Below are 25,140 nucleotides of genomic sequence, written 5' to 3'. Positions count from 1 at the left end.
TCACAGGTCGGGCATGATAGCGCAATGTTGGTATGTGTCCGGCTGTTCTATATCAGTTGGCCTGCAGCTTGCGTTCGATGGCGGCCATCAACATTTCGCCGATGTTCGTGCCAAATGCGTTATCGATCTCGCGAATGCAGGTCGGGCTGGTGACATTGATTTCGGTGAGGTTTTCCCCAATTACGTCAAGGCCTACAAACAGCAAACCCTTTTCCCGCAGGGTCGGGCCAACCTGGCTGGCGATCCAGCGGTCCTTGTCGGACAACGGCCGCGCTTCGCCTCGACCGCCTGCTGCCAGGTTGCCACGGGTCTCGCCCGCCGCCGGAATACGCGCCAGGCAGTAATCCACCGGCTCGCCGTCGATCATCAGGATGCGTTTGTCGCCGTCCTTGATCGCCGGCAGGTAGGCCTGGCCCATGATCTGCTGGGTGCCCAGGGCGGTCAGGGTTTCGAGGATCACCGACAGGTTCGGGTCGCCGGCGCGGTGACGGAAGATCGAGGTGCCTCCCATGCCGTCCAGCGGCTTGAGGATCACATCACCGTGTTTGGCGGCAAATTCACGCAGCACGTCGGCACGACGGCTGACCACGGTGGGCGGCGTGCACTGCGGGAACAACGTGGCGAACAGCTTTTCATTGCAGTCGCGCAGGCTTTGCGGCTTGTTGACGATCAGCACGCCGGCACGCTCGGCCTGCTCCAGCAGGTAGGTGGAGTAGACGAACTCCATGTCGAACGGCGGGTCCTTGCGCATCAGGATCACGTCGAGGTCGCTCAGGGGGCTGTCGATTTCGTCCTGCAGTTCGAACCACTTCTCGGGGTTGGCAAACACCTGCAGCGGGCGCATGCGTGCACGGGCCTCGCCGTCGCCCTGGTAAAGGTCGCGCTGCTCCATATAGAACAGGCTCCAGCCGCGGGCCTGGGCGGCCAGGAGCATGGCCAGCGAGCTGTCCTTTTTATAGGAAATGCTGGCGATAGGGTCCATGACAATGCCGACGCGAACGCTCATGGGGGATTTCCTCTAGCAAAATTGGGGCGCATAAAAGTGGCGTCAGAGTGGCGCTGCGGCTGTTGTGGGTCAAGGAAAAACCACCGGGCGGGTGCCTCGATAGATTGCTCCCCGAGACTGTGCTAAAAAGACTGCCACGGCGCAGCAGCCCTTGAATTCCAAGGCCTGCGGCGCTCATCCTGTGCAACATCAGGCAGTACACACCGAAAACCGATTCGCTGTGGCGATGGTAGAGCAGATATGGAACAGCATTCCAACGCCTTGAGAGTGATGGTGATCGACGATTCGAAGACGATCCGCCGCACCGCCGAGACGCTGTTGAAGAACGTGGGCTGCGATGTCATCACGGCCATCGACGGTTTCGATGCCCTGGCCCGGATTGTGGATCATCACCCGCACATTATCTTTGTCGACATCATGATGCCGCGCCTGGATGGCTATCAGACCTGCGCCCTGGTGAAGAACAACCCGGTGTTCAAGTCGATCCCGGTGATCATGCTGTCCTCCAAGGACGGTCTGTTCGACAAGGCCAAGGGGCGCATCGTGGGTGTCGATCAGTTTTTGACCAAGCCTTTCAGCAAGGAAGAACTGCTGAGTGCGATCAAGGCCTATGTGCCCGGGTTCGCCGCAGTGGAACAAGCACACTGACGCCGCCTCACAAGGGCCGGCGCCGACCAATGTAGTGGGGAAAACCATGGCACGTGTTCTGATCGTCGACGATTCGCCGACCGAAATGTACAAACTGACCGGCATGCTGGAAAAGCACGGCCACCAGGTCCTCAAGGCCGAGAACGGCGCCGACGGCGTGGCCCTGGCCCGCCAGGAAAAGCCTGACGCCGTGCTGATGGACATCGTGATGCCGGGCCTCAATGGCTTCCAGGCCACCCGCCAGCTGTCCAAGGAGCCGGAAACCAACGGCATCCCGATCATCATCATCACCACCAAGGATCAGGAGACCGACAAGATCTGGGGCGCACGCCAGGGTGCCAAGGATTACCTGACCAAGCCTGTGGACGAGGAAACCCTGATCGCCACCCTGAACAAGGTGCTGGCCGGCTGACGGCACGCCATCATGACCGAGTCGCAAACCGCCTTCGAGTTGCTGCTGGACATCGACCGCCGCTGCCGCCTGCTGGCCGCCGACCTGCCATCCCAGGAAACCCGCCTGCAACGCTGGAGCGGGATTGGCTTTCGCCTGGGGCAGCATTGGTATGTCGCGCCCATGGGCGAAGTCGCCGAAGTCCTGCATGAGCCGCGTTGCACTTTAATGCCCGGGGTCAAGGCCTGGGTCAAGGGTGTTGCTAACCTGCGCGGGCGTTTGCTGCCGGTGATGGACCTCGGCGGCTTCCTTGGGCTTGAGCTGTCCAAGGCGCGCAAGCAACGGCGGGTGCTGGTGGTGGAATACAACGATCTGTTTGTCGGGCTGCTGGTAGACGAGGTGGTGGGGATGCAGCATTTTGCACAAGACGCCTTGCTGGTGAGCCCCAGCCCCGGCGCGCCATTTATCCAGGGCCAATTCGACGGCGAGCCGCTGTGGCAGGTCTTCAGCCCCTTCGCCCTGGCCCAGGCCCCTGGCTTCATGGATGTCGCCGCATGACCACCGCTACTACGCCCAAACCCCAGGCCGGCTCACGCAGCCGTTCACAGATCATCGTGCTGTTTATCGCGCTGATCGTATTCATCATGCTGCTGTTCGCCAACTTCGCTTACCTCAACACCCAGTCCACCTATGACAAGCAGTACATCGGCCACGCCGGTGAACTGCGCGTGCTGTCCCAACGCATTGCCAAGAACGCTACCGAAGCCGCCGCCGGCAAGGCCGCCGCATTCAAGCTGTTGGGCGATGCGCGCAACGACTTTGCCCGACGCTGGGGCTACCTGAAAAAAGGCGACCCGGAAACCGGCCTGCCCGCTGCGCCCAGTGCGGTCCGTGCCGAAATGCGCGCGGTGCAGACCGATTGGGAGGCGCTGCTGAAAAACACCGACGCGATCCTCGCCAGCGAACAGACCGTGCTGTCCCTGCACCAAGTGGCCGCGACCCTCGCCGAAACCGTACCGCAATTGCAGATGGAGTCGGAAAAGGTCGTCGACATCCTGCTGCAACGCGGCGCGCCGGCCAGCCAGGTGGCCTTGGCCCAGCGCCAGTCGCTGCTGGCCGAGCGTATCCTGGGCGCGGTCAACACGGTGCTGGCCGGTGACGAAACCGCCGTCCAGGCCGCCGACACCTTTGGCCGCGATGCCAATCGCTTCGGGCAGGTGCTCAATGGCATGCTCAACGGCAACCCCGGGCTGCGCATCACTCAGGTAGAAGACCGCGATGCCCGCGCGCGGCTGGCGGAAATCGCCGAGTTGTTCGAGTTTGTCTCCGGCTCCGTGGATGAAATTCTCGAAACCTCGCCGCAGCTGTTCCAGGTCCGCGCCTCGGCGAGCAATATTTTCAACCTGTCGCAAACCCTGCTCGATGAAGCCTCGCACCTGGCCACCGGTTTTGAAAACCTCGCCAGCGGACGCAGCTTCGACACCATCGGCGGCTATGTGCTGGGCCTGTTGGCGCTGGCCTCGATCATCCTGATCGGCCTGGTGATGGTGCGCGAAACCAACCGCCAACTGCACGAGACCGCCGAGAAGAACGAGCGCAACCAGAACGCGATCATGCGCCTGCTCGATGAAATCGAAGACCTGGCCGACGGCGACCTCACCGTGACCGCCTCGGTGACCGAAGACTTCACCGGCACCATCGCCGACTCCATCAACTATTCCGTGGACCAACTGCGCGACCTGGTGGCCACCATCAACCTCACCGCCGGGCAAGTGGCGGGTGCCGTGCAAGAGACCCAGGCCACCGCCATGCACCTGGCCCAGGCCTCCGAGCATCAGGCCCAGCAGATCGCCGAAGCCTCCACCGCGATCAACCAGATGGCCCAGTCCATCGACCAGGTGTCGGCCAACGCGGCCGAATCATCGGCGGTGGCGGAACGTTCGGTGGAAATCGCCAACAAAGGCAACGAGGTGGTGCACAACACCATCCACGGCATGGACAACATCCGCGAACAGATCCAGGACACCGCCAAGCGCATCAAGCGCCTGGGCGAGTCGTCCCAGGAGATTGGCGACATCGTCAGCCTGATCGACGACATTGCCGACCAGACCAACATCCTCGCCCTCAACGCCGCGATCCAGGCGAGCATGGCCGGGGATGCCGGGCGCGGCTTTGCGGTGGTGGCCGATGAAGTGCAGCGGCTGGCCGAACGTTCGTCGGCGGCCACCCGGCAGATTGAAACCCTGGTGCGCGCGATCCAGGCCGACACCAACGAAGCCGTCATTTCCATGGAGCAGACCACCACCGAAGTGGTGCGCGGTGCACGGCTGGCCCAGGACGCCGGGGTGGCGCTGGAAGAGATCGAAGGCGTATCGAAAACCCTGGCCGCGCTGATCCAGAGCATCTCCAACGCGGCGCAGCAACAGACCTCATCGGCGGGGCAGATCTCCCTGACCATGAACGTGATCCAGCAGATCACCACGCAGACGTCATCGGGCTCCACCGCTACCGCCGAAAGCATCGGCAACTTGGCGAAGATGGCCAGCCAGTTGCGCAGGTCGGTGTCGGGTTTCACCTTGCCTGCGGCCAAACAGGTTGATGATTGAAATGCGATCCAAATGTGGGAGGGGCTTGCCCCCTCCCACACTAGATCTCTATTGGCTTTGAGATCCAGGCAACCCACGAATTCTAAGCGGAGCAGTTATGGTTGATCGGCACGACTACGTGGCCCTTGAATGGGTCAAGGGCGACATTGCCGAAACCCTGAAGCAGGCCCGTTCGGCGCTGGATGCATTTGTCGAGACCCACGACGATGGCGTGATCAGCCAGTGCCTGGACGCTATCCACCAGGTGCATGGTGCGCTGCAAATGGTCGAGTTCTACGGCGCGGCGCTGCTGGCCGAAGAGATCGAGGAACTGGCCCTGGCGCTCCAGGCCGGGCATGTCGGCCAGCGCGAGGAAAGTATCCGCCTGCTGCAACAGGCCTTGGGCCAACTGCCGTTGTACCTTGACCGGGTGCACAGCGCTCGCCGTGATTTACCGCTGGTGGTGCTGCCGCTGCTCAACGACCTGCGCAGTGCCCACGGCGAAAGCCTGCTGTCGGAAACCAGCTTGTTCAGCCCGCAACTGCTGTCGATTGCGCCGCTTGCCGAGGACGCCCTGGCCCAACGCGCGCCGGCCGACCTCCAGGCGCAACTGCGCCAGTGGCATCAACTGTTGCAGCAAGCCCTCGCCGGGCTGCTGCGTGAAGACCACGGGCCGAGCAACCTGGAAGACATGGCGCGGGTGTTCGCGCGCCTTGAGGCGCTGTGCCAGGGCGCGCCGCTGTTGCCGCTGTGGCAAGTGGCGTCGGCGCTGGTCGAGGGCATGCTCACCGGCGTGGTCGCCAACAGCCCGGCGCTGCGCAGCCTGCTCAAGGCCAGCGACAAGCAGCTCAAGCGCCTGCTGGCGCAGGGCATCGGCGGGATCAACCAGCCCGCACCGGATGAACTGCTCAAGAGCCTGTTGTTTTACGTCGCCAAAGTCACCCGGCCGACCCCGCGCATGCAGAGTCTGAAAGAGCGCTACAGCCTGGATGAGGCCTTGCCCGACAGCACGGTGGTGGACGCCGAACGCGCGCGCCTTGCCGGGCCGGATCGCAACGCCATGGGCTCGGTGCTCGGTGCGTTGTGTGAAGAGTTGGTGCGGGTCAAAGAGCGCCTCGACCTGTTCGTGCGCAGCGACCGCCAGCACACGAGCGACCTCGACGCGCTGCTGGCGCCCCTGCGACAGATTGCCGATACCCTCGCGGTGCTGGGGTTTGGCCAGCCGCGCAAAGTCATCATCGACCAGCTGGCCGTGGTATTGAGCCTGGCCCAGGGGCATCGCGAGCCCAACGATGCGGTGTTGATGGACGTCGCCGGTGCGTTGCTCTATGTGGAAGCCACGCTGGCGGGAATGGTCGGCACCGTCGAGCCGGAAGGCCACGAAGAAAGCCGCCTGCCCACCACCGACCTGACCCAGATCCACCAGTTGGTCATCCGCGAATCCTGCCAGTGCCTGCAGCAAGCCAAGGAGCTGGTGATCGACTGTATCGAAGCCGATTGGGACCGCCAGCGCCTGGAATCCCTGCCGGAACTGCTGAGCCAGGTGCGCGGCGCGCTGGCGATGATCCCCTTGCCCCGCGCGGCCAGCCTGATGCGCGGTTGCACCGATTACGTCGACGAACAGTTGATGGTCAACGACAGCCCGCCGTCGGAGCTGCAACTGGGGCATTTCGCCGATGTGATCAGCAGCCTGGAGTATTACCTCGAACGCATGCTCCAGGACCCGGACGCCGCCGGTGAGCGGGTGTTGGAACTGGCCACCCAAAGCCTGGCTGCGCTGGGTTACCTGCCCGCCGAAAAACCCTGGCGCCAGGCGCTGGCAGCACCCGATGGCGCGCTGTCGAGCGAGGTTGCGCCCAGCCAGTCCCAGTTCGACGCATTGGCCAACCCCACTTCGGGCCTCAATCCGCCGGCCTTGCAACGCCCCGGTAGCCTGCTGCCGCCGCCGGCCGATGAAGCGCCCATCGACGATGAACTGCGCGACGTCTTCCTCGAAGAAACCGAGGAAGTCCTTGAGGTGCTGCACCGTCACCTGCCCAACAGCGCGGACAAAACCGCCCAGGGCGAAATGCGCCGCGCCTTCCACACCCTGAAAGGCAGCGGCCGCATGGTGCGCGCCCTGGTGCTGGCAGAATTGGCCTGGGCCGTGGAAAACCTGCTGAACCGTGTGCTCGAGCGCAGCGTGGCCCTCGGCCCCGAGATCCAACAGGTGCTGGATGACGCCGTGGCCCTGCTGCCGGCATTGATCGCCGACTTCGCGACGGGCGAGCAACACCAGCGCGATGAGGTCGACGCCCTGGCCGCCCGCGCCCACGCCTGGGCCAACGGCGCCCCAGCGTCGGTCGGCGAACCCCACGATCCGATGCTGCTGGAGATCTTCCGCAACGAAGCCCAGAGCCATCTGGACAGCCTCAACCACTTCCTGCAGCAGGCCGCCGAGCATGTGCCGCTGCAAGTCAGCGATGAACTGCAACGCGCCCTGCACACCCTCAAGGGCAGCGCCTACATGGCCGGCGTGTTGCCGATCGCCGAGCTGGTGCGCCCACTGGATCACCTGACCCGCGAATACAAAGCCCATCGCCTGCCGCTGGACCTGGACGAAGTCGAGTTGCTGCTGGAAGCCGAAGGCCTGTTCCAGCGTGGGTTGCGTCAACTGGACCGCGATCCCCTGGTGCCGATCAAGGGCGCGGATGACTTGATCCGCCGGACCCAGGCCCTGCTCGACCATCAACTGGCCGCGCTGCTCGACGCCCCCAACACGGGGTTGCGGATCAAGCGCGACCCGCAACTGATCGCCAACTTCCTGGCCCAGGGCATGGACATTCTGCTCGACGCCGAAAGCCTGCTGCGCCGCTGGCAGCAGCACCCCGGCGAACGCCAGGAACTCACCGCGCTGCTGGATGAATTGACCACGCTGGGGGAGGGCGCCCATGTCGCTGACCTGCACGCCATCGATGAACTCTGCGAAGCCTTGCTCGACCTCTACGGCGCCGTGGAAGAAAGCAGCCTGGCGGTCAGCGAGCGATTTTTCCATGAGGCCGAGCAGGCCCATGAAGCGCTGATCAACATGCTCGATCAATTGGCCGCCGGCCAGGAAATCATCCCGGCACCGGCACGTGTACACGCCCTGCGCGAACTGTTGGACGATGCACTGGACCCTTCTGCCACCGGCCTGATCAAAAGCGACGGCAGCCGCGCCTTGAGCATCTCCGAACTGGGCGCCGCCACCGCGCAACTGCAGGATGACACGTGGATCGACGATGAACTCGTGGAAATCTTCCTCGAAGAAGCCGTGGATATTCTCGACAGTGCGGGGCAGTCCCTGAAACGCTGGCTGCTGGAGCCGGACAGTGCCGCGCCGTTGTCGTCCCTGCAGCGCGATCTGCACACCCTCAAGGGCGGCGCGCGCATGGCCGACATCGGACCGGTGGCCGACCTGGCCCATGAACTGGAATGCCTGTACGAAGGCCTGGTGGATCGGCGCTACAGCTACTCCAGCGAGTTGTCGCAGGTGCTGATGGCCAGCCATGAGCGACTGGCCTTGCAACTGGAGGAACTGCAGCACCATCAACCCTTGAGCGACAGCGCCGAACTGGTCGCCCGGTTGCGCGCGCTACGCCAGGGCGGCATGCCGGCTGTACAGGCCGCCCCACCTGCGGAAACGCCGGGCACCGACCCCGAGTTGCTGGACATCTTCCTCGAAGAAGCCGCCGACATTCTCGACAGCTCCGGCAGCGCCTTGCTGCGCTGGCAGGCCGAGCCGAACAATCGCCAGGAAGTCGAAACCCTGCTGCGCGACCTGCACACCCTCAAGGGCGGCGCGCGCATGGTCGAGATCGGGCCGATCGGTGACCTGGCCCATGAGCTGGAATTTCTCTACGAAGGGCTGTCGGCCGGTTTGCTCGCGCCGTCCGCCGAACTGTTCGCGTTGCTGCAGGGCTGCCACGACCGCCTGGCGCAGATGATCGACGCCGTGGCGGATGGGCTGCCGGTGGGTTCGGTGGACAAGCTTATCGAACGTATCAAGAGCCTGGTGCACCCCAGCGATGAGCCCGTGACGCCCGTGGCGCTGCCCGCAGGCAAGGCCGAAGCGGTGGTTGATCCCGGCGCCGACATGGTGAAGATTTCCGCTGACCTGCTGGACGACCTGGTCAACCTGGCCGGCGAGACCTCGATCTTCCGTGGTCGTATCGAGCAGCAAGTCAACGACGCGCGCATTGCCCTGCATGAGGTGGAAACCACTATCGAACGCATGCGCGACCAACTGCGCCGCCTCGACACCGAAACCCAGGGGCGAATCCTCAGTCGTCAACAGGCCGAGGCCGAGCGCCTGGGCTATGAAGAATTCGATCCGCTGGAAATGGACCGTCATTCGCAGTTGCAGCAGCTGTCCCGGGCGCTGTCGGAATCGGCCTCCGACCTGCTCGACCTCAAGGACACCCTCGACCGCCGCAACGAGGACGCCCATGGCCTGTTGCAGCAACAGGCGCGCATCAACACCGAGTTGCAGGAAGGCCTGATGCGCACGCGCATGGTGCCCTTCGAGCGCATGCTGCCGCGCCTCAAACGCATCGTGCGCCAGGTGGCGGGCGAGTTGGGCAAGGACGTGGAGTTCATCGTCGGCAATGCCGAGGGTGAAATGGACCGCAATGTGCTGGAGCGCATGGCGGCACCGCTGGAACACATGCTGCGCAACGCCGTCGACCATGGCCTGGAGCCCCGCGATGCGCGGCTGTTGGCCGGCAAGCCGGAGAAGGGCCGCATCACCCTGGACCTGACCCACGAAGGCGGCGATATCGTTTTCGACATGCGCGACGACGGTGCCGGTGTGCCTCTGGACGCGGTGCGGCGCAAGGCGATCAAGCGCGGTTTGCTCTCCCCTCATCAAGAGATGAGCGACCGTGATGTGTTGCAGTTCATCCTGCAGCCGGGGTTCTCCACGGCGGAAAAGATCACGCAGATTTCCGGGCGCGGCGTGGGCATGGACGTGGTGCACGAAGAAGTGCGCCAGCTCGGCGGCTCGATGTTCATTGACTCGACACCGGGGGAGGGCGTGCACTTTCGCATCCGCCTGCCGTTTACCGTGTCGGTCAATCGGGCGTTGATGGTGCACTGCGCGGACGATCAATATGCGATCCCGCTCAACACCATCGAAGGTCTGGTGCGGGTGCTGCCCCATGAGCTGGCGGGGCACTACCAGCAGGATCCGCCGTGTTATGAATATGCCGGCCAACGCTACGAGCTGTTTTACCTGGGTGACCTGCTGCACACCGTCGGTCGCCCGAAATTACTGGGCCAGTATCAACCCGTGCCGGTGTTGCTGGTGCAGTGCAACGAGCGCCGTGTGGCGGTGCATGTGGACGCCATGGCCGGCACCCGGGAGATTGTGGTCAAGGGCCTGGGCCCGCAGTTTTCCGGGGTGCAGGGGTTATCCGGCGCGACCATCCTGGGGGATGGGCGCGTGGTGTTGATCATCGACCTGCTCGCGCACATCCGCGCCCGGCAACCGGCCTTGCCGGCCCAGGCGGTGGATGCTCCGTTGATCCTCAACGACCCGCTGAAAAAGCGCCCGCTGCTGGTGCTGGTGGTGGACGACTCGGTCACCGTGCGCAAAGTCACCAGCCGCCTGTTGGAGCGCAACGGCATGAACGTACTCACCGCCAAGGACGGCATCGACGCCCTTGCCGTGCTCGAGGAACATACCCCCGACCTGATGCTGCTCGACATCGAAATGCCGCGCATGGACGGCTTCGAAGTGGCCATCCAGGTGCGCAATGACCCCCGGCTGATGCGCCTGCCGATCATCATGATCACCTCCCGCACCGGCCAGAAACACCGCGACCGCGCCATGGCCATCGGCGTCAACGACTACCTGGGCAAGCCGTACCAGGAATCGGTGCTGCTCGAAAGCATCGCCTACTGGAGCAAATCCCGTGCTTGACCACCGCACCAGCCAACTCACCGGCCTGCTCCTGCCCCTGGCCGACCGCCACCTGATACTGCCCAACGTCGCCATCGCCGAGTTGATCGACTTCCAGCGCGGCGAACCGGCCAGCGATGCGCCGCCGTGGTATTTGCGGCAAGTGACGTGGCGAGATCGACAAATCCCGTTGATCAGCTTTGAAGCGGCGTGCGGCGAGGCCGGCGTGACCGGCGAACGCTCGCGGATCGTGGTGTTGAATGCACTGGGCGGCCGACCGACGTTGAAGTTCATTGCGCTGGTGATCCAGGGGATTCCACGGTCGTACAAGCTCGATAGCGAATTGAGCTACGTGGACGTGCCGCTGTGCCCGCTGGAACTGGCGGCGGTGCAGGTGGGGGAACATGTGGCTAAGGTGCCGGATTTGATGGGGCTTGAAGCCTTATTGGTCGAGTCCGGACTGGCCTGAATCTAAGTCATGTGAGGATCCCCTGTGGGAGGGGGCTTGCCCCCGATGGCGGTGTGTCAGTCACTGCATCTGGTGGCTGACCCACTGCCATCGGGGGCAAGCCCCCTCCCACATTAAAGTGCCGGTGTTTGACGGATTGCGGGTGGTCTTAGGATTTTTCCTGCAAGATTTTGGGCTGTGCATGAACTTGTCGCGTGCAGCCCGCGCGCCTAGTCTTCGTCCCGTCATCGCAAAAAACGGTGACACGGACGTGCAAGTCCGACGAAACTGTTTAGGCGTACAAACGCCCTGCCAACCAACGGGCGTTTTTTGTGCTCGCTGCTTTATGGCGGCTGCGCGCAGGAGGTCTTCGGACCTGCTGGGTGTCCTAAACAGGCCCGGTCTTGCACACCTGCACACGGTCGCCACCCTCATTCGCGTGCAAGCGAACGGTGGCGCTCCTTACTGACTGTTTAGGAGTTTCATCATGATCAAACCTACCCCTAATCTGCCTCTCTTCGCCGTAAACCCCCACCAAACCACCGAAACGCTGCTGGTCAACGCCAGCGAAACCCTGTCCTCCCTCAACGCACTCACCTGCAACCTGGCCTTCGACCTGGACACTTCCCAGCGCGCCATCATGCTCGGGATCCAGCAAATGGCCGAGTTGGGGCAGTTGTTGGTGGATCGGGCGCTGGAGCAGGTCAGCCCTTCGCTGGAAAAGGTCCCAAACAGGGACTGATCAGCCCCTGTTTGGGACCGCTATCTAACAGGCATCACTGAACAAATGTGGGAGGGGGCTTGCCCCCGATGGCTGAGTGTCAGTTGATACATCACTTAGCTGACCCTCCGCTATCGGGGGCAAGCCCCTCCCACATTTAGATCATCTTTTGGCTCGGATCAGTGTTTGCTGATTCTCCATTACTCCAACCGTAACGATCCACCGCTAAGCTTGATTGATGGCCCCCCGAATCACTCCTAAGGTACAGCCCACGACAGCAAACCCGTGGAGCGACCATGACAACAATAACTACCCCCGACTCGCGCTGGACGCGGCGGCGTGACGAGAAGCAGCGGCGGCTCGGGCGGGTTTTGCAGTATGCAGACGGGGCGGTTTTGCCCAGTGACAGGATTGTCGAAGCGCTTGAGGCCCTGATCCTCCCCGGCGACCGCGTGGTGCTGGAAGGCAACAACCAGAAGCAGGCCGACTTCCTCTCGCGCTCCCTGGCCAAGGCCGACCCGGCCAAGCTCCACGATTTGCACATGATCATGCCCAGCGTCGGGCGGTCCGAGCACCTGGACCTGTTTGAAAAGGGCATCGCGCGCAAGCTGGACTTTTCCTTCGCCGGCACCCAATCCCTGCGCATCAGCCAACTGCTCGAAGACGGCCTGCTGGAAATCGGTGCGATCCACACTTACATCGAACTCTATGCACGGCTGGTGGTGGACCTGATCCCCAACGTCGTACTGTCCGCCGGTTTCATGGCCGACCGTGCCGGCAATATCTACACCGGCGCCAGCACCGAAGATACTCCCGCGCTGATCGAACCCGCCGCGTTCAGCGATGGCATCGTGATCGTGCAGGTCAACCAGTTGGTGGATGACGTCAGCGACTTGCCCCGCGTCGACATCCCTGCCAGTTGGGTGGATTTCGTGGTGGTGGCCGACAAGCCGTTCTACATCGAGCCGCTGTTCACCCGCGACCCGCGCCATATCAAGCCGGTGCATGTGCTGATGGCGATGATGGCGATCCGCGGCATCTACGAAAAACACAATGTTCAGTCCCTCAACCATGGGATCGGCTTCAACACCGCCGCCATTGAATTGATCCTGCCCACCTACGGTGAATCCCTGGGCCTGAAGGGCAAGATCTGCCGTAACTGGACCCTCAACCCGCACCCCACGCTGATCCCTGCCATCGAAAGCGGCTGGGTGGAAAGCGTGCACTGCTTCGGCACCGAACTGGGCATGGAGAACTACATCGCCGCGCGCCCGGATGTGTTTTTCACCGGCCGCGACGGTTCGATGCGTTCCAACCGAATGTTCTGCCAGCTGGCCGGCCAATACGCGGTGGACCTGTTTATCGGTGCGACCCTGCAAGTCGACGGCGACGGTCATTCCAGCACCGTGACCCGTGGCCGCCTCGCCGGTTTCGGTGGGGCGCCGAACATGGGCCACGACCCGCGCGGTCGTCGTCACGGCACGCCGGCATGGCTGGACATGCGCCACGGCGACGCGCCGGAAGCGCTGCTGGAACGCGGCAAAAAGCTCGTGGTGCAGATGGTCGAGACCTTCCAGGAAGGCGGCAAGCCCACCTTCGTCGACACCCTCGACGCCGTGGAAGTGGCGCGCAAAAGCGGTATGCCCCTGGCGCCGATCATGATCTACGGTGACGACGTCACCCACCTGCTCACCGAAGAAGGCATCGCCTACCTGTACAAGGCGCGGTCCCTGGAAGAGCGCCAGGCGATGATCGCCGCCGTCGCCGGGGTGACCGCCATCGGCATGCGCCACAACCCCAAGGACACCGCGCGCATGCGCCGCGAGGGCCTGATCGCCTTGCCCGAAGATTTGGGCATCCGCCGTACCGACGCCACCCGCGAGTTGTTGGCCGCCAAGAGCGTGGCCGACCTGGTGGAGTGGTCCGGTGGCCTGTACAACCCGCCCGCCAAATTCAGGAGCTGGTAAATGCGCGCCCTTAAACTGCACGAACTCAGCCTCGCGGATCGCCTGGCGGATATGGCCGTCGATGCGCTGATCGATGAAGCCGACCTGTCACCCAAGCCCGCCTTGGTGGATCGCCGCGGCAACGGCGCCCACAGTGATCTGCACCTGGGGCTGATGCACGCTTCGGCGCTGTCGCTGTGGCCGATGTTCAAGGCGATGGCCGAGGCGGCGCTTGAATTCGGCGAGGTCGGCTTGCCGCTGCGCGAAGCGCTCGGCCGTATCGGGCGCGAAGGCGAACAGGCGATGCTCGTCACCACCCACGGCGTGAACACCCATCGCGGTGCGATCTGGGCCCTCGGCCTGCTGACCGCAGCGGCTGCCCTGGAACCGCGTGCCATAACGCTGAACGCCGCCAGACTGGCCCTGCTCAACGACCGTTACGCGCCGCAAACCCCGAGCCACGGCGCCCAGGTCGCCCAGCGTTATGGCGCACGCGGTGCCCGTGAAGAAGCGCAACTGGGCTTCCCCGCCGTGACCCAACGTGGTCTGCCGCAACTGCACAAAAGCCGCCAGCAAAATGCTGGTGAACAGAACGCGCGCCTGGACGCCTTGCTCGCGATCATGACCGAGCTGGCCGACACCTGCGTGCTCTATCGCGCCGGCGTGGAAGGCCTGCATGCCATGCAGCGCGGCGCCCAGGCCGTGCTGGACGCCGGCGGCAGCGCAAGCCTCGCCGGGCGCCGCCAATTGCATGAACTGGACCACCAACTGCTGGCCCTGAATGCCTCCCCCGGCGGCGCCGCCGACCTGTTGGCCGCCTGCCTGTTTATCGACCGCCTCGACGGAGCGTTGTGATGGAAACCTTATCCTTTGAATTCCCCGCCGGGCAGCCGCCAAAAGGCCGTGCGCTGGTGGGCTGCGTCGGCTCGGGCGACCTGGAAGTGCTGCTGGAGCCGGGCACGGCCGGCACGCTGACCATCCAGGTCCAGACCTCGGTAAATGGCGCCGAACAACGCTGGCAGCACCTGTTTGAACGCATCTTCCAGGAGCAGACGCCCCCGGCCCTGAACATTGATATTCACGATTTCGGCGCCACCCCCGGCGTGGTGCGCCTGCGCCTGGAGCAGGGTTTCGAGGAGATCGACCATGACTGACTTGCTGGCTAAACACAGCTTCGTGGAACTGGGGGCGCGGCAGCGGGCCAAGGCCTTGTTGGATGCCGGCACCTTTCGCGAACTGATCGACCCGTTCCAGCGGGTCATGTCGCCCTGGCTCAGCCGCCAAGGTGTTGTGCCCCAGGCCGATGACGGGGTGGTGATCGCCAAGGGCAGCCTCGGCGACTTGCCTGTGGTGATTGCAGCCATTGAAGGCAACTTCCAGGGCGGCAGCCTCGGTGAAGTGGGCGGCGCGAAAATCGCCGGCGCCCTGGAACTGGCGGCCGAAGACAACCGCAAGGGCATCCCGACCCGCGCCGTGCTGCTGCTGGAAACCGGCGGCGTGCGCTTGCAGGAAGCCAACCTCGGCCTGGCCGCGATTGCCGATATACACGCGGCGATTGTCGACCTGCGCCAGTACCAGCCGGTGATCGGCGTAGTGGCGGGCAGCGTTGGCTGTTTCGGCGGCATGTCCATTGCGGCCGGGTTGTGCAGCTACCTCGTCGTCACCCGTGAAGCGCGCCTGGGGCTGAACGGTCCGCAGGTGATCGAGCAGGAGGCCGGGCTGGAAGAGTACGACTCCCGCGACCGTCCTTTTATCTGGAGCCTCACGGGCGGCGAACAGCGTTTTAACAGTGGCCTGGCCGACCGTTACGTGGCCGATGATGTGGCGCAGATCCAGCAGACGGTCAGCGCGTTGCTGCAGCAGGGTGTGCCCGCACAACAGCGCAGTCGCCAGGCTGATGATTACCTCGCACGCTTGGCCGAGTTGGACGCCGTAGCGCAAATCGACCCGGCGACGGTGCGCGAGCTGTATCAGGGAGAACGCTCATGAGAGGCTTGCAGTGGTTCAACGCATTGAGCGCCGGCGCTCCAGTTGTAGACGATTTGCCGGCGTCGCTGAGGGTGGCCGACGGTGTATTGGGTGAGCAACAGGTGCGCTTTGTCGCCGTAGTGACCGACGCGCAAAACCGCTTCCCTCGGGCACGCAATGGCGAAGTCGGTTTGTTGGAGGGCTGGGGGTTGGCCAAGGCCGTCGATGAAGCCATCGCCCGGGGTGACAAGCGCCCGATCATCGCCATCGTCGACGTGCCCAGCCAGGCCTACGGCCGTCGTGAAGAAGCCCTCGGCATCCATCAGGCCCTGGCCGCTGCCGCCGACAGTTATGCCCGCGCGCGCCTGGCCGGGCACCCGGTGATTGCGCTGCTGGTGGGCAAGGCCATGTCCGGTGCGTTCCTCGCCCATGGCTACCAGGCCAACCGCCTGATTGCCCTGCGCGACCCCGGCGTGATGGTGCATGCCATGGGCAAGGCCTCGGCCGCGCGGGTGACCCTGCGCAGCGTCGAAGAGCTGGAAGCCCTGGCCGCCAGTGTGCCGCCCATGGCCTATGACATCGACAGCTATGCCAGCCTCGGCTTGCTGTGGGAGACCTTGTCGGTCTGCCAGATTGAACAGCCCACGGCGGACGATGTAGCGCGGGTCAGCGATTGCCTGGTGAATGCGATCAAGGACGTCGGCAGCGCCGATCTGCGCGGACGCCTCGGCGCGACCAATCGCGCAGCGTCCAGCCAGGTTCGCCAACTGCTGCGGGAACAATGGTGAACGCCCACGACTTGCTCTGGGGCATGACCCCGGCGCATGCGCCCGCCGATGCACCGGCCTGGGTGCTGGAGGCGCTTGGCGCCGGCCACCCGGTGGTGGTGCGCCGCGCCATTGCCGCGCCGGGGCATGTGGCGGTCGGCGTGCGCGGGCGTTTGCGTGAGCAGCGGTTCGCCGCCGAGATGCCGCTGGCGGCGGTGCAGCGGCGCGTTGCACCGGAAGCCCTGCGCGACGTGGTTTCGCTACGGGACATACCCGCACTGCAAGCGCTTGCTCAATTGCGTTCGGTGCTGGTGCACAAGGCATGGGGCGTCAGCGGTAGCGCAGGCTTTGAATTGGCCACCGGCATCGAAGCACTGCATGCCCAGAGTGATCTGGATTTGATCCTGCGCACGCCCAAGCGCCTTGAACGCGCCGATGCCGAGGACCTGTTGGCGAGCCTGGACACGGCGGTGTGCCCTGTGGACCTGCAACTGCAAACCCCGTTTGGCGCCGTGGCCTTGCGCGAATGGGCTGGCGGATCACGTCGCGTGCTGTTGAAAACCATCAGCGGCGCGCGCCTGGTCGACGATCCCTGGCAGGCCGTGGCATGAGCAGCCTCCTGGTGTTTCCGGGGCAGGGTGCCCAGCGACTCGGCATGCTCCAGTCGCTGCCCGAACCTGTGCTGGAAGAAGCCAGCGATGCCCTGGGCGAAGACGTGCGCCGGCTCGATTCAGCGCAAGCCCTGGCCAGTACCCGCGCCGTGCAACTGTGCCTGTTGATCGCCGGCGTCGCCCACGCCCGCCTGTTGGAGCGCACCCCGGATTACGTGGCGGGCCTGTCCATCGGCGCCTACCCGGCTGCGGTCATCGCCGGGGCCCTGGATTTTGCCGATGCGGTAAAGCTGGTCAGCCTGCGCGGCCAACTGATGCAAAACGCTTATCCACACGGCTACGGCATGACCGCGATCATCGGCGTGGAGTTATCCACCGTCGAAACACTCCTCGCCGACATCCACAGCCCTGAAACCCCGGTGTACCTGGCCAATATCAACGCCGATAACCAGAGCGTGATCGCCGGCAGCGACGAGGCCATGAAGCGTGTCGCCGCGCGCATCAAGGGCAACGGCATCGCCAAACGCCTGGCCGTCAGTGTGCCGTCCCATTGCGCGCTGCTGGCGCAGCCGGCCGAGGCCCTGGCCCAGGTATTTGTCCCGCTCAAGGCGCCGCGCATCACCTACCTGAGCAGCACCCGCGCGCGGCCGATCCACAACCCCGAACACCTTTGCGACGACCTGGCCTTCAACATGTGCCGCGTCGTTGACTGGCGCGGCACCGTACAAAGCGCCTACGAGCGCGGTGTGCGCCTGCAAATCGAACTGCCCCCGGGCGCCGTGCTCACCGGCCTGTCACGCCGCGTGTTCGAACAAGGCACAGTGATCGCCTGCGAAGGCGCACGCCTGGATACCTTGCAGGCCCTGCTGGAAGAGGAGGAGCGCCGCCACCGATAAAGCACCACCCAAGGCTGTCGAAGCACAAAAACAACAATTTCGATCGAGCACTTCGAGGACAACAACAATGATTATTTACGGTGTGGCATTGCTGGCGATCTGCACGCTGGCAGGTGTGATCATGGGCGACATGCTCGGCGTGTTGCTGGGCGTCAAATCCAACGTGGGCGGGGTGGGCATCGCCATGATCCTGCTGATCTGCGCCCGCCTATGGATGCAAAAACGCGGCGGCATGACCAAGGAGTGCGAGATGGGCGTGGGCTTTTGGGGCGCCATGTACATTCCCGTGGTGGTGGCGATGGCCGCGCAGCAGAACGTCGTGACCGCCCTGCACGGCGGCCCGGTCGCGGTACTGGCGGCGATTGGTTCGGTAGTGGTCTGCGGTTGCACCATTGCGTTGATCAGCCGTACCCACAAGGGCGAGCCTCTGCCCGCCGAAGAGCCGTTGATCGTGCCTGCGGGAGGTCGCTGATATGTGGGATCTCATCGAAAAAGGCCTGGAACATAACGGCCTGATCACCGCGTTTGCGTTTGTTGGCGTGGTGATGTGGATTTCCGTGGTGCTGTCCAAGCGCCTGACGTTCGGGCGCATCCACGGCTCGGCGATTGCCATCGTCATCGGCCTGGTCCTGGCCTGGGTCGGCGGCACCCTTACCGGCGGGCAAAAAGGCCTGGCCGACCTGGCGCTGTTCTCCGGCATCGGCCTGATGGGCGGTGCGATGCTGCGCGACTTCGCCATCGTTGCCACGGCGTTCGAGGTGCAGGCCACCGAGGCGCGCAAGGCCGGGATGATCGGTGTGATTGCGCTGCTGCTGGGCACGATCCTGCCGTTTATCGTCGGCGCCAGCATGGCCTGGGTGTTTGGCTATCGCGACGCTATCAGCATGACCACCATCGGCGCGGGTGCCGTGACCTACATCGTCGGCCCGGTGACCGGTGCGGCGATTGGCGCGACTTCGGATGTGATGGCGCTGTCGATTGCGACCGGGTTGATCAAGGCGATCCTGGTGATGGTCGGCACACCGGTGGCGGCGCGTTGGATGGGCTTGGACAACCCGCGTTCGGCGATGGTGTTCGGTGGCCTGGCCGGCACCGTGAGCGGCGTGACGGCAGGGCTGGCGGCGACGGATCGGCGCTTGGTGCCGTATGGCGCGTTGACGGCGACGTTCCATACCGGGCTTGGGTGTTTGCTGGGGCCTTCGTTGCTGTACTTCATTGTGCGTGGGTTGGTGGGCTGACCTTGGGGATTGCGGAGTGTCAGGCTGTTCCCTGCCGATTGGCATACATCCGACACTCCGCCAACAACGCCAGTAAATTCGGATCACGCTCCTTGGCCTTCAGGAACACCACGCCGATATGCTGCTGCAACCGATACCTGGGTTGCAGCGGTATCAGCTTCACGCGGTTCTCGTACACCGCCGCGATCCTTCCCGGCAGCAACGCATAACCCACCCCTGAACTGACCATGCTCAGCAGTGTGAAGATGTCATTGACCTGCATCGCCACCTTCGGCTCGAACCCCGCCTGCTTGAACACCCGGTTGCCATCCTGATGAGTGGCGAAGCCTTGGGTGAGGGTGATGAAGGTGGCGTCGCGCACGTCGGCCAGGTCGATTTCCTGGGCGCGGTCGAAGGGCGAGTCGGCCGGGGTGGCGAGGAAGATGTCGTCGCAGAACAGCTCGATCTGTTCGCAGTCGGGGTCGTTGGCGTGTTCGTCGAGGGAGATGAGGATTGCGTCGACTTCCATGTTCTTGAGCTTGTACAGCAGGTCGAAATTGGAGCCGAGGATCAGGTCGATATTGAGTTCGCTGCGCCTGATCTTCAGGCCCATGATCAATTGCGGCACGGTCCTGACGGTCAGTGAATACAGCGAGCCGAGCTTGAAGCGTTCGGCGGAGAAACCGGCGGCTTCGCGGGTCAGGCGTACGCTGTCGACCACATCGGCGATCAGTTTCTGTGCGCGTTCTTCCAGCACGTAGGCGCTTTCCAGCGGCGTGAGGTTGCGGCCCTCGTGTTTGAACAGCGGGCAGCGCAAGGCATTTTCCAGCGAGTGGATGGCGCGGTGCACGCTGACATTGCTGGTTTGCAGCTCGGCGGCGGCGCGGGCCAGGTTGCCGGTGCGCATGAATGCCAGGAAGATTTCCAGCTTCTTGAGGGTGAATTCTTCGTCGATCAGCATGGCCGTGGGCTCTTGTTCGAATGCGTCCGATTGTGCCCGCAAAACCCGGCGGCGTCCTCGGAACGTCACAAGTCGCTTGCACTCTTATGCGCAAGGCTGGACGCTTGCCAGCCAGTTCCAGCGGCTACAGGAGGTCAGTGACAGATGTATCACGGGGAACGATTCAACGCCTGGAGCCATTTGCTCGGTGCAGTCGCGGCGTGTATTGGCGCCGTGTGGATGTTGGTGGTGGCGAGCCTGGATGGCAGCCCCTGGAAGATCGTCAGCGTGGCGATTTATGGCTTTACGCTGATGGTGCTGTACAGCGCGTCGACCGTGTACCACAGCGTACAGGGGCGGCGAAAAGAGATCATGCAGAAGGTCGATCACTTTTCGATCTACCTGCTGATCGCCGGCAGCTACACGCCGTTTTGCCTGGTGACGTTGAGAGGCCCTTGGGGCTGGACGCTGTTCGGCATCGTGTGGGGGCTGGCGGTGATCGGCATCCTGCAGGAGATCAAGCCGCGCTCCGAGGCGCGCATCCTGTCCATCGTGATCTACGCGGTGATGGGCTGGATCGTGCTGGTGGCGGTCAAGCCACTGATCGCCGCGCTGGGCACCGCCGGGTTTATCTGGCTGGCGGCGGGCGGGGTGCTGTACACCGTCGGCATCATCTTCTTTGCCCTGGAGGATCGCCTGCGGCATTCCCATGGGATCTGGCATTTGTTTGTGATCGGCGGCAGCCTGCTGCATTTCGTGGCGATCATGCACTACGTGTTATAGGCGCTCCAGCAGCTCCCGAGCCCGGTTGCCGAAGATCTGTAGCAGATTGGCCAGCATATGCGGCGGCGGTTCATCGGCACGGGTCAGGGCGTAGAGGGTGATCGGCAGCGGCGGTGTAAGCGTGCGGATGCAGGTGGTCGCCGTCGATGCGCCGAGGGCGGTAAAGGGGTCGATGACCGTCAATCCGGCGCCGGACTCCACCATCGCCCGTGCCAGGGAATAGGTTTGCACCGATATCGTCACCCGAGGCGGCGGGTCGACGCTCTCCAGGTAGTTGTCGAGCCTCGCCGCCAGTGGGTCGGCGCTGGACAGGCCAATCAACGGTGCCCCCGCCAGGTCTGCCAGGGGCAGGGCTTGATGCAGCTCAGCGTCCGGCCAGTAGTTTTTCGACGCCAGGGCCACCAACACACCGTTGGCCAACACTTGTGTGGTCAACCCGGGATGGCCGGAGAAGCTGAGGGTCAGTGCCAGGTCGATCTCGCGCATCAACAGTTTTTGCACCAGCTCGCGGCTATGGTCGCTGGACAGTTCGCAGGCGATGTCCGGGTAGTCGCGCTTCCATTCCAGGATCGCCGGGGGCAGCAACGACAGTGCCAATGCCGGGATTGCACCAATCCGTACACTTTGCCCCGGGGCGCGGCGCAGGCTCTTGGCCAGGCGCCGCACGCCTTGCAGGCTCGCGGTGACTTTTTCGACTTCACTTTCCAGCGCCAGGGCTTCGGGCGTGGGCTGCAATTTGCCGCGTACCCGCAAAAACAGCGGGAAACCCAATTGTAACTCGGCATGTTGCAACACCTTGGTCACCGCTGGTTGGGAGACATGCAGCAACTGCGCGGCGGCGCTGATGGAGCCGGTCTGGCGGATGGCCTGGAAGATTTCGATATGACGCAAGCGCATGGCAGGTCCATAACCTTTGTTTATAGGTGCCCCATCTTTATTCATTGTCGGCGGCCTGTCACCTGCACCTACCCTGGGGCTTTCTTGGATCAAGGGCTGGGGGTGTTGAATGGCCAGGCAGGTTTGCATCATTGGTGGAGGCGTTATCGGCTTGGCGAGTGCCTACGCGTTGGTACGTGCAGGTCATGAAGTGACGGTGATCGACGCGCGTGACACCGTGGGCAGCGAAACCAGCTTCGCCAATGGCGGGCAATTGTCCTACCGCTACGTCGCACCGCTGGCGGATGCGGGAGTGCCGCTACAGGCGATTGGCTGGTTGCTGCGCGGTGACTCGCCACTGAAGCTGCGCCCACGCCTGGATCCCCGACAATGGCGCTGGATGGCCGCGTTCATCGGCGCCTGCCGTGGCTCGGTGAACAAGCGCAACGCCGCGCACTTGCTGCGCCTGGCGAGCCTGAGCCAAAACACCTTGCAGCAATGGCGCGTCGACGATCGCGTGGACACGTTCAATTGGCGGCGTAACGGCAAGCTGGTGACCTTTCGCAATGCCGATACCTTTGAGCGTGCGCGCAGCAAGGTCACCGACATCCTGCAACAACAGGTGCTGTCGGCGCTGGATTGTGCGCGGCTGGAGCCGGCGCTGGCGCAGGTGGCGGGTGAGTTTGTCGGTGGTATCTATACGCCCAATGAAGAAGTGGCGGACTGTCATGCCTTCTGCCAACAACTGGCGGCACGCCTTGAAGCGTCGGGGCGCTGCACCTTTCTGCTGGGGCGCAAGGTCACCAGGATTCGCCATGCCGACGGCGCGGTGCAAGCCATCGAGCTGGGCGACGAAGTGATGCCGGTGGAACACCTGGTGCTGGCGGCCGGCCATCGCAGCGCCGAGTTGGCATTGCCCGGCGTGTCACTGCCACTGTATCCACTCAAGGGCTATAGCCTCAGCGTGCCGATTGGCGCACAGCATCAGGCGCCGAATGTGAGCATCACCGACTACGACCGCAAGATGGTCTACGCGCGTATCGGCGAACAGCTGCGGGTGGCGGCCATGGTGGATATCGTCGGCTTTGACGCCAGCCTTGAGCCCAAGCGCCTGGCGCTGATGAAACGCCAGGCGGTCGAGACATTTCCTACGGCTGGCGACTATGCCAATGCTGTGGAATGGGCCGGTATGCGTCCCGCCACCCCGACCGGTGTGCCGCTGATTGGCCCCAGCGTCTATCGCAACCTGTGGCTGAACCTGGGCCACGGTGCGCTTGGCTTTACCCTGGCGTGCGGCAGCGGCCAACTGCTGGCCGAGCTGATCGGCCATCACCTACCTTCCATTGACATGCAGGGCCTGGCGCCCCGCGCCGCGTGAGGATTGACCCATGACCATCAACCGAATCAGCAGCAACGACCGGCTGTCCGGCGCCGTCACGTTCAAGGATCTGGTATTCCTTTCGGGCCAGGTGCCCGGCGAAGGCCAGGATGTGGCGACGCAGACCCGCGAAGTGCTGGCCAGGATCGATGCGCTGTTGGCCCAGGCCGGCAGTGACAAGGATCATTTGCTCAATGCGACCATTTACTTGAAAGACATCGGCAGCGGTTTTGCGCCGATGAATGAGGTATGGGCCGCCTGGCTATCGCCCGGGATGGCGCCGACGCGCACCACCCTGCAAGCGGAACTGGCGCGGCCGAGCGTGCTGGTGGAAATCAGCGTGATTGCGGTACGAAAATAACGTCAAAAACCAACGGAGAATAACAATGAAAAAAATCCTGTTGACCGGCTGCATCGGCCTTTTGCTGGGAGTACACGCCCATGCCAGCCAGGCGCCGCTGGACGGTACGCTGGGCAAGATCGCCAGCACCCAGTCCATCACCCTGGGTTATCGCGATGCGTCGGTGCCGTTTTCCTACGTGGGGGATCACAGCGGTAAGCCGATGGGCTATTCGGTGGACCTGGCCGGCAAGATCGTCGAGCGTATCCAGCAGAAAACCGGGGTGGCTGACCTGAAGGTGAAGTACAACCTGGTGACCTCTCAAACGCGGATTCCGCTGGTGCAGAACGGCACCGTCGACCTGGAGTGCGGCTCCACCGGAGTCACGGCCGAGCGGCAGAAACAGGTGGCATTTTCCTACGGGTTTATCTACGTGAAGGGCCAATTGTTGACCGCCAAGGATAGCGGCATCAAAGGGTTTGACGACCTCAAGGGCAAGAACGTGGTGACCACCGCCGGCACCACCAACGAGCGTTTTCTAAAGAGCTATAACGCCGAGCACAAGAGCAATATGTTCGTGATCAGCGCCAAGGACCACGGCGAGGCGTTCAAGATGCTCGAGACGGGCCGCGCGGCCGCGTTCTATATGGACGATGCATTGCTCTACGGCGAACGCGCCAAAGCCAAGGACCCACACAACTGGGTGGTGGTGGGCGAGGAGCAGTCGCGGGAGATCTACAGCTGCATGGTGCGCAAGGATGACCCGCAGTTTCTTGCGGTGGTCAACGAGACCCTCGGCGACCTTTACCGTTCGGGGGAGATCAACGGGATTTACCAGCGCTGGTTTGAACAGCCGATTCCGCCCAAGGGCTTGAACCTGGAATTCCCGATGACCAGTGAGTTGAAGGCGATCATTGCCAAGCCGATCAGCGATCCGGTGGACTGATCACCCCTCCCACATTTAGAAGTCGCCCCAGAGTTGTTGGGCAACCGCCAACGCGACGACGGGCGCAGTCTCGGTGCGCAACACGCGCGGGCCGAGGCGGGCGGCGTGGAAGCCAGCGCCTTGGGCGGTGTCGACTTCGTTGTCGGTCAGCCCGCCCTCCGGGCCGATCAGAAACGCCAGGCTCGCAGGTTTGGCATGGCTGACCAGCGGCTCGGCCACCGGGTGCAGCACCAGTTTCAGGTCCGCCTCGACCTGCTTCAACCAGTCCGCCAGCAGCAACGGCGGGTGAATCACCGGTACCGTCGAACGCCCGCACTGCTCGCACGCGCTGATCGCCACCTGGCGCCAGTGCAGCAGGCGTTTGTCGGCGCGTTCGTCCTTGAGGCGCACTTCGCAGCGGTCGCTGAAGATCGGCGTGATGGCATTGACGCCCAGCTCGGTGGCTTTCTGGATCGCCCAGTCCATGCGTTCGCCCCGGGACAGGCCCTGGCCGAGGTGGATGTGCAGCGGCGATTCGGCCTGGCCGGCGAAGCTTTCCGTCAGTTGCACGGTGACGCGTTTCTTCCCGACTTCCAGCAGGCTGCCCAGGAATTCCTGGCCGGAGCCGTCGAACAATTGCACGGCGTCACCTTCGCCCATGCGCAGCACGCGGCTGATGTAGTGCGCCTGGGCTTCGGGCAGTTCGTGATCGCCGAGGCTCAGCGGGGTGTCGGTGAAAAAGCGGGACAGTCTCATGTCGGTTCTCTGGAAAAA

24 protein-coding genes are annotated in these 25,140 nt (G+C 63.7%); 20 read left to right on the top strand and 4 right to left on the bottom strand.

All coding sequences use genetic code 11. From position 1 onward, the window contains the following. Positions 1 to 52: 52 nt before the first annotated feature. The gene (gene gshB / locus C8K58_RS05865; RefSeq protein WP_027606082.1) at positions 53 to 1,006 is read right to left on the bottom strand and encodes a glutathione synthase; all 954 of its coding nucleotides are present in this window, start codon (positions 1,004 to 1,006) and stop codon (positions 53 to 55) included. Between the two features lie 240 nt (positions 1,007 to 1,246). Between gshB and pilG the strand changes: the two genes are divergently transcribed. The 16 genes from pilG to madM all read left to right on the top strand — a co-directional run bounded on the left by pilG (position 1,247) and on the right by madM (position 19,145). Next, positions 1,247 to 1,654, top strand: coding sequence for a twitching motility response regulator PilG (gene pilG, locus C8K58_RS05860; protein ID WP_027606081.1), 408 nt, complete (start codon positions 1,247 to 1,249; stop codon positions 1,652 to 1,654). 46 nt (positions 1,655 to 1,700) lie between these two features. After that, positions 1,701 to 2,066, top strand: coding sequence for a twitching motility response regulator PilH (gene pilH, locus C8K58_RS05855; RefSeq protein WP_014720320.1), 366 nt, complete (start codon positions 1,701 to 1,703; stop codon positions 2,064 to 2,066). Positions 2,067 to 2,078: 12 nt separating this feature from the next. Further along, entirely contained in the window at positions 2,079 to 2,603 is a 525-nt protein-coding gene (locus C8K58_RS05850; protein ID WP_027606080.1) for a chemotaxis protein CheW, read from the top strand. After that, positions 2,600 to 4,651, top strand: a complete 2,052-nt coding sequence (locus C8K58_RS05845) for a methyl-accepting chemotaxis protein (RefSeq protein ID WP_027606079.1) — start codon at positions 2,600 to 2,602, stop codon at positions 4,649 to 4,651. The genes C8K58_RS05850 and C8K58_RS05845 overlap by 4 nt, the downstream gene beginning before the upstream one ends. Before the next feature lie 97 nt (positions 4,652 to 4,748). Then, positions 4,749 to 10,571 carry an Hpt domain-containing protein gene (locus C8K58_RS05840; RefSeq protein WP_108573379.1) on the top strand — a complete coding sequence of 1,941 codons (5,823 nt, stop codon included), beginning with the start codon at positions 4,749 to 4,751 and terminating at the stop codon, positions 10,569 to 10,571. Further along, on the top strand, positions 10,564 to 11,019 hold the full coding sequence (locus C8K58_RS05835) for a chemotaxis protein CheW (protein ID WP_027606077.1): 456 nt from the start codon (positions 10,564 to 10,566) through the stop codon (positions 11,017 to 11,019). Before C8K58_RS05840 ends, C8K58_RS05835 begins: the two co-directional genes overlap by 8 nt. Before the next feature lie 466 nt (positions 11,020 to 11,485). Beyond that, a complete protein-coding gene (locus C8K58_RS05825; protein WP_092355663.1) occupies positions 11,486 to 11,740 on the top strand; it encodes a DUF6124 family protein in 255 nt (84 codons plus the stop codon). Between the two features lie 275 nt (positions 11,741 to 12,015). Further along, a complete protein-coding gene (gene mdcA / locus C8K58_RS05820; RefSeq protein ID WP_065938129.1) occupies positions 12,016 to 13,686 on the top strand; it encodes a malonate decarboxylase subunit alpha in 1,671 nt (556 codons plus the stop codon). Further along, on the top strand, positions 13,687 to 14,520 hold the full coding sequence (locus C8K58_RS05815) for a triphosphoribosyl-dephospho-CoA synthase (protein ID WP_027606074.1): 834 nt from the start codon (positions 13,687 to 13,689) through the stop codon (positions 14,518 to 14,520). Further along, positions 14,520 to 14,819 (top strand): malonate decarboxylase subunit delta, encoded by a 300-nt coding sequence (locus C8K58_RS05810; RefSeq protein ID WP_027606073.1) that lies wholly within the window; start codon positions 14,520 to 14,522, stop codon positions 14,817 to 14,819. The genes C8K58_RS05815 and C8K58_RS05810 overlap by 1 nt, the downstream gene beginning before the upstream one ends. Continuing rightward, the gene (locus C8K58_RS05805; protein ID WP_027606072.1) at positions 14,812 to 15,654 is read left to right on the top strand and encodes a biotin-independent malonate decarboxylase subunit beta; all 843 of its coding nucleotides are present in this window, start codon (positions 14,812 to 14,814) and stop codon (positions 15,652 to 15,654) included. Before C8K58_RS05810 ends, C8K58_RS05805 begins: the two co-directional genes overlap by 8 nt. Next, positions 15,651 to 16,421 (top strand): biotin-independent malonate decarboxylase subunit gamma, encoded by a 771-nt coding sequence (gene mdcE, locus C8K58_RS05800; RefSeq protein WP_027606071.1) that lies wholly within the window; start codon positions 15,651 to 15,653, stop codon positions 16,419 to 16,421. Before C8K58_RS05805 ends, mdcE begins: the two co-directional genes overlap by 4 nt. Further along, on the top strand, positions 16,415 to 17,011 hold the full coding sequence (locus tag C8K58_RS05795) for a malonate decarboxylase holo-ACP synthase (protein ID WP_108573374.1): 597 nt from the start codon (positions 16,415 to 16,417) through the stop codon (positions 17,009 to 17,011). Before mdcE ends, C8K58_RS05795 begins: the two co-directional genes overlap by 7 nt. Next, a complete protein-coding gene (mdcH, locus tag C8K58_RS05790) occupies positions 17,008 to 17,907 on the top strand; it encodes a malonate decarboxylase subunit epsilon (protein ID WP_108573372.1) in 900 nt (299 codons plus the stop codon). The genes C8K58_RS05795 and mdcH overlap by 4 nt, the downstream gene beginning before the upstream one ends. Positions 17,908 to 17,974: 67 nt before the next feature. Further along, complete coding sequence (gene madL / locus C8K58_RS05785) at positions 17,975 to 18,379, top strand: malonate transporter subunit MadL (RefSeq protein ID WP_027606068.1); 405 nt, start codon at positions 17,975 to 17,977, stop codon at positions 18,377 to 18,379. A 1-nt stretch (position 18,380) separates the two neighbouring features. Further along, positions 18,381 to 19,145 (top strand): malonate transporter subunit MadM, encoded by a 765-nt coding sequence (madM, locus tag C8K58_RS05780; protein WP_027606067.1) that lies wholly within the window; start codon positions 18,381 to 18,383, stop codon positions 19,143 to 19,145. A gap of 19 nt (positions 19,146 to 19,164) precedes the next feature. Here madM and C8K58_RS05775 read toward each other — a convergent pair whose 3' ends face one another. Continuing rightward, a complete protein-coding gene (locus C8K58_RS05775; RefSeq protein ID WP_027606066.1) occupies positions 19,165 to 20,085 on the bottom strand; it encodes a LysR substrate-binding domain-containing protein in 921 nt (306 codons plus the stop codon). A 144-nt stretch (positions 20,086 to 20,229) separates the two neighbouring features. Here C8K58_RS05775 and C8K58_RS05770 point away from each other — a divergent pair, with 144 nt between their 5' ends. Continuing rightward, the gene (locus C8K58_RS05770) at positions 20,230 to 20,847 is read left to right on the top strand and encodes a hemolysin III family protein (protein WP_027606065.1); all 618 of its coding nucleotides are present in this window, start codon (positions 20,230 to 20,232) and stop codon (positions 20,845 to 20,847) included. On the opposite strand, the gene C8K58_RS05765 is transcribed toward C8K58_RS05770, so the two are convergent. Further along, the gene (locus tag C8K58_RS05765; RefSeq protein WP_027606064.1) at positions 20,842 to 21,744 is read right to left on the bottom strand and encodes a LysR family transcriptional regulator; all 903 of its coding nucleotides are present in this window, start codon (positions 21,742 to 21,744) and stop codon (positions 20,842 to 20,844) included. The two genes, C8K58_RS05770 and C8K58_RS05765, sit on opposite strands and share 6 nt — an antisense overlap. 109 nt (positions 21,745 to 21,853) lie before the next feature. Here C8K58_RS05765 and C8K58_RS05760 point away from each other — a divergent pair, with 109 nt between their 5' ends. The 3 genes from C8K58_RS05760 to C8K58_RS05750 are packed head-to-tail and all read left to right on the top strand — an operon-like array spanning position 21,854 to position 24,387. Beyond that, complete coding sequence (locus C8K58_RS05760) at positions 21,854 to 23,101, top strand: D-amino acid dehydrogenase (protein WP_108573370.1); 1,248 nt, start codon at positions 21,854 to 21,856, stop codon at positions 23,099 to 23,101. A 10-nt stretch (positions 23,102 to 23,111) separates the two neighbouring features. Then, positions 23,112 to 23,462: a RidA family protein gene (locus C8K58_RS05755; protein ID WP_027606062.1), complete on the top strand. Its 351-nt coding sequence runs from the start codon at positions 23,112 to 23,114 to the stop codon at positions 23,460 to 23,462. A 25-nt stretch (positions 23,463 to 23,487) separates the two neighbouring features. Then, the gene (locus tag C8K58_RS05750; RefSeq protein WP_108573368.1) at positions 23,488 to 24,387 is read left to right on the top strand and encodes a transporter substrate-binding domain-containing protein; all 900 of its coding nucleotides are present in this window, start codon (positions 23,488 to 23,490) and stop codon (positions 24,385 to 24,387) included. Positions 24,388 to 24,402: 15 nt separating this feature from the next. Here C8K58_RS05750 and C8K58_RS05745 read toward each other — a convergent pair whose 3' ends face one another. Further along, a complete protein-coding gene (locus tag C8K58_RS05745; RefSeq protein WP_027606060.1) occupies positions 24,403 to 25,122 on the bottom strand; it encodes a 16S rRNA (uracil(1498)-N(3))-methyltransferase in 720 nt (239 codons plus the stop codon). Positions 25,123 to 25,140 lie beyond the last annotated feature (18 nt).

The sequence above is a fragment of the Pseudomonas sp. GV047 genome, assembly GCF_003058245.1.
Classification (GTDB): domain Bacteria; phylum Pseudomonadota; class Gammaproteobacteria; order Pseudomonadales; family Pseudomonadaceae; genus Aquipseudomonas; species Aquipseudomonas marginalis.
This window is presented reverse-complemented; position numbering and strand designations above follow the sequence as displayed.

Excerpts from the sequence above, each read along its gene's own strand:
- C8K58_RS05840 (WP_108573379.1), top strand. The coding sequence starts at position 4,749 with ATGGTTGATCGGCACGACTACGTGGCCCTTGAATGGGTCAAGGGCGAC.
- pilH (WP_014720320.1), top strand. The coding sequence starts at position 1,701 with ATGGCACGTGTTCTGATCGTCGACGATTCGCCGACCGAAATGTACAAA.
- madM (WP_027606067.1), top strand. The coding sequence starts at position 18,381 with ATGTGGGATCTCATCGAAAAAGGCCTGGAACATAACGGCCTGATCACC.
- C8K58_RS05810 (WP_027606073.1), top strand. The coding sequence starts at position 14,520 with ATGGAAACCTTATCCTTTGAATTCCCCGCCGGGCAGCCGCCAAAAGGC.
- pilG (WP_027606081.1), top strand. The coding sequence starts at position 1,247 with ATGGAACAGCATTCCAACGCCTTGAGAGTGATGGTGATCGACGATTCG.
- gshB (WP_027606082.1), bottom strand. The coding sequence starts at position 1,006 with ATGAGCGTTCGCGTCGGCATTGTCATGGACCCTATCGCCAGCATTTCC.
- mdcA (WP_065938129.1), top strand. The coding sequence starts at position 12,016 with ATGACAACAATAACTACCCCCGACTCGCGCTGGACGCGGCGGCGTGAC.
- C8K58_RS05755 (WP_027606062.1), top strand. The coding sequence starts at position 23,112 with ATGACCATCAACCGAATCAGCAGCAACGACCGGCTGTCCGGCGCCGTC.
- C8K58_RS05850 (WP_027606080.1), top strand. The coding sequence starts at position 2,079 with ATGACCGAGTCGCAAACCGCCTTCGAGTTGCTGCTGGACATCGACCGC.
- C8K58_RS05765 (WP_027606064.1), bottom strand. The coding sequence starts at position 21,744 with ATGCGCTTGCGTCATATCGAAATCTTCCAGGCCATCCGCCAGACCGGC.
- madL (WP_027606068.1), top strand. The coding sequence starts at position 17,975 with ATGATTATTTACGGTGTGGCATTGCTGGCGATCTGCACGCTGGCAGGT.
- mdcH (WP_108573372.1), top strand. The coding sequence starts at position 17,008 with ATGAGCAGCCTCCTGGTGTTTCCGGGGCAGGGTGCCCAGCGACTCGGC.
- C8K58_RS05795 (WP_108573374.1), top strand. The coding sequence starts at position 16,415 with ATGGTGAACGCCCACGACTTGCTCTGGGGCATGACCCCGGCGCATGCG.
- C8K58_RS05775 (WP_027606066.1), bottom strand. The coding sequence starts at position 20,085 with ATGCTGATCGACGAAGAATTCACCCTCAAGAAGCTGGAAATCTTCCTG.
- C8K58_RS05845 (WP_027606079.1), top strand. The coding sequence starts at position 2,600 with ATGACCACCGCTACTACGCCCAAACCCCAGGCCGGCTCACGCAGCCGT.
- C8K58_RS05770 (WP_027606065.1), top strand. The coding sequence starts at position 20,230 with ATGTATCACGGGGAACGATTCAACGCCTGGAGCCATTTGCTCGGTGCA.
- mdcE (WP_027606071.1), top strand. The coding sequence starts at position 15,651 with ATGAGAGGCTTGCAGTGGTTCAACGCATTGAGCGCCGGCGCTCCAGTT.
- C8K58_RS05815 (WP_027606074.1), top strand. The coding sequence starts at position 13,687 with ATGCGCGCCCTTAAACTGCACGAACTCAGCCTCGCGGATCGCCTGGCG.
- C8K58_RS05760 (WP_108573370.1), top strand. The coding sequence starts at position 21,854 with ATGGCCAGGCAGGTTTGCATCATTGGTGGAGGCGTTATCGGCTTGGCG.
- C8K58_RS05750 (WP_108573368.1), top strand. The coding sequence starts at position 23,488 with ATGAAAAAAATCCTGTTGACCGGCTGCATCGGCCTTTTGCTGGGAGTA.
- C8K58_RS05825 (WP_092355663.1), top strand. The coding sequence starts at position 11,486 with ATGATCAAACCTACCCCTAATCTGCCTCTCTTCGCCGTAAACCCCCAC.
- C8K58_RS05805 (WP_027606072.1), top strand. The coding sequence starts at position 14,812 with ATGACTGACTTGCTGGCTAAACACAGCTTCGTGGAACTGGGGGCGCGG.
- C8K58_RS05745 (WP_027606060.1), bottom strand. The coding sequence starts at position 25,122 with ATGAGACTGTCCCGCTTTTTCACCGACACCCCGCTGAGCCTCGGCGAT.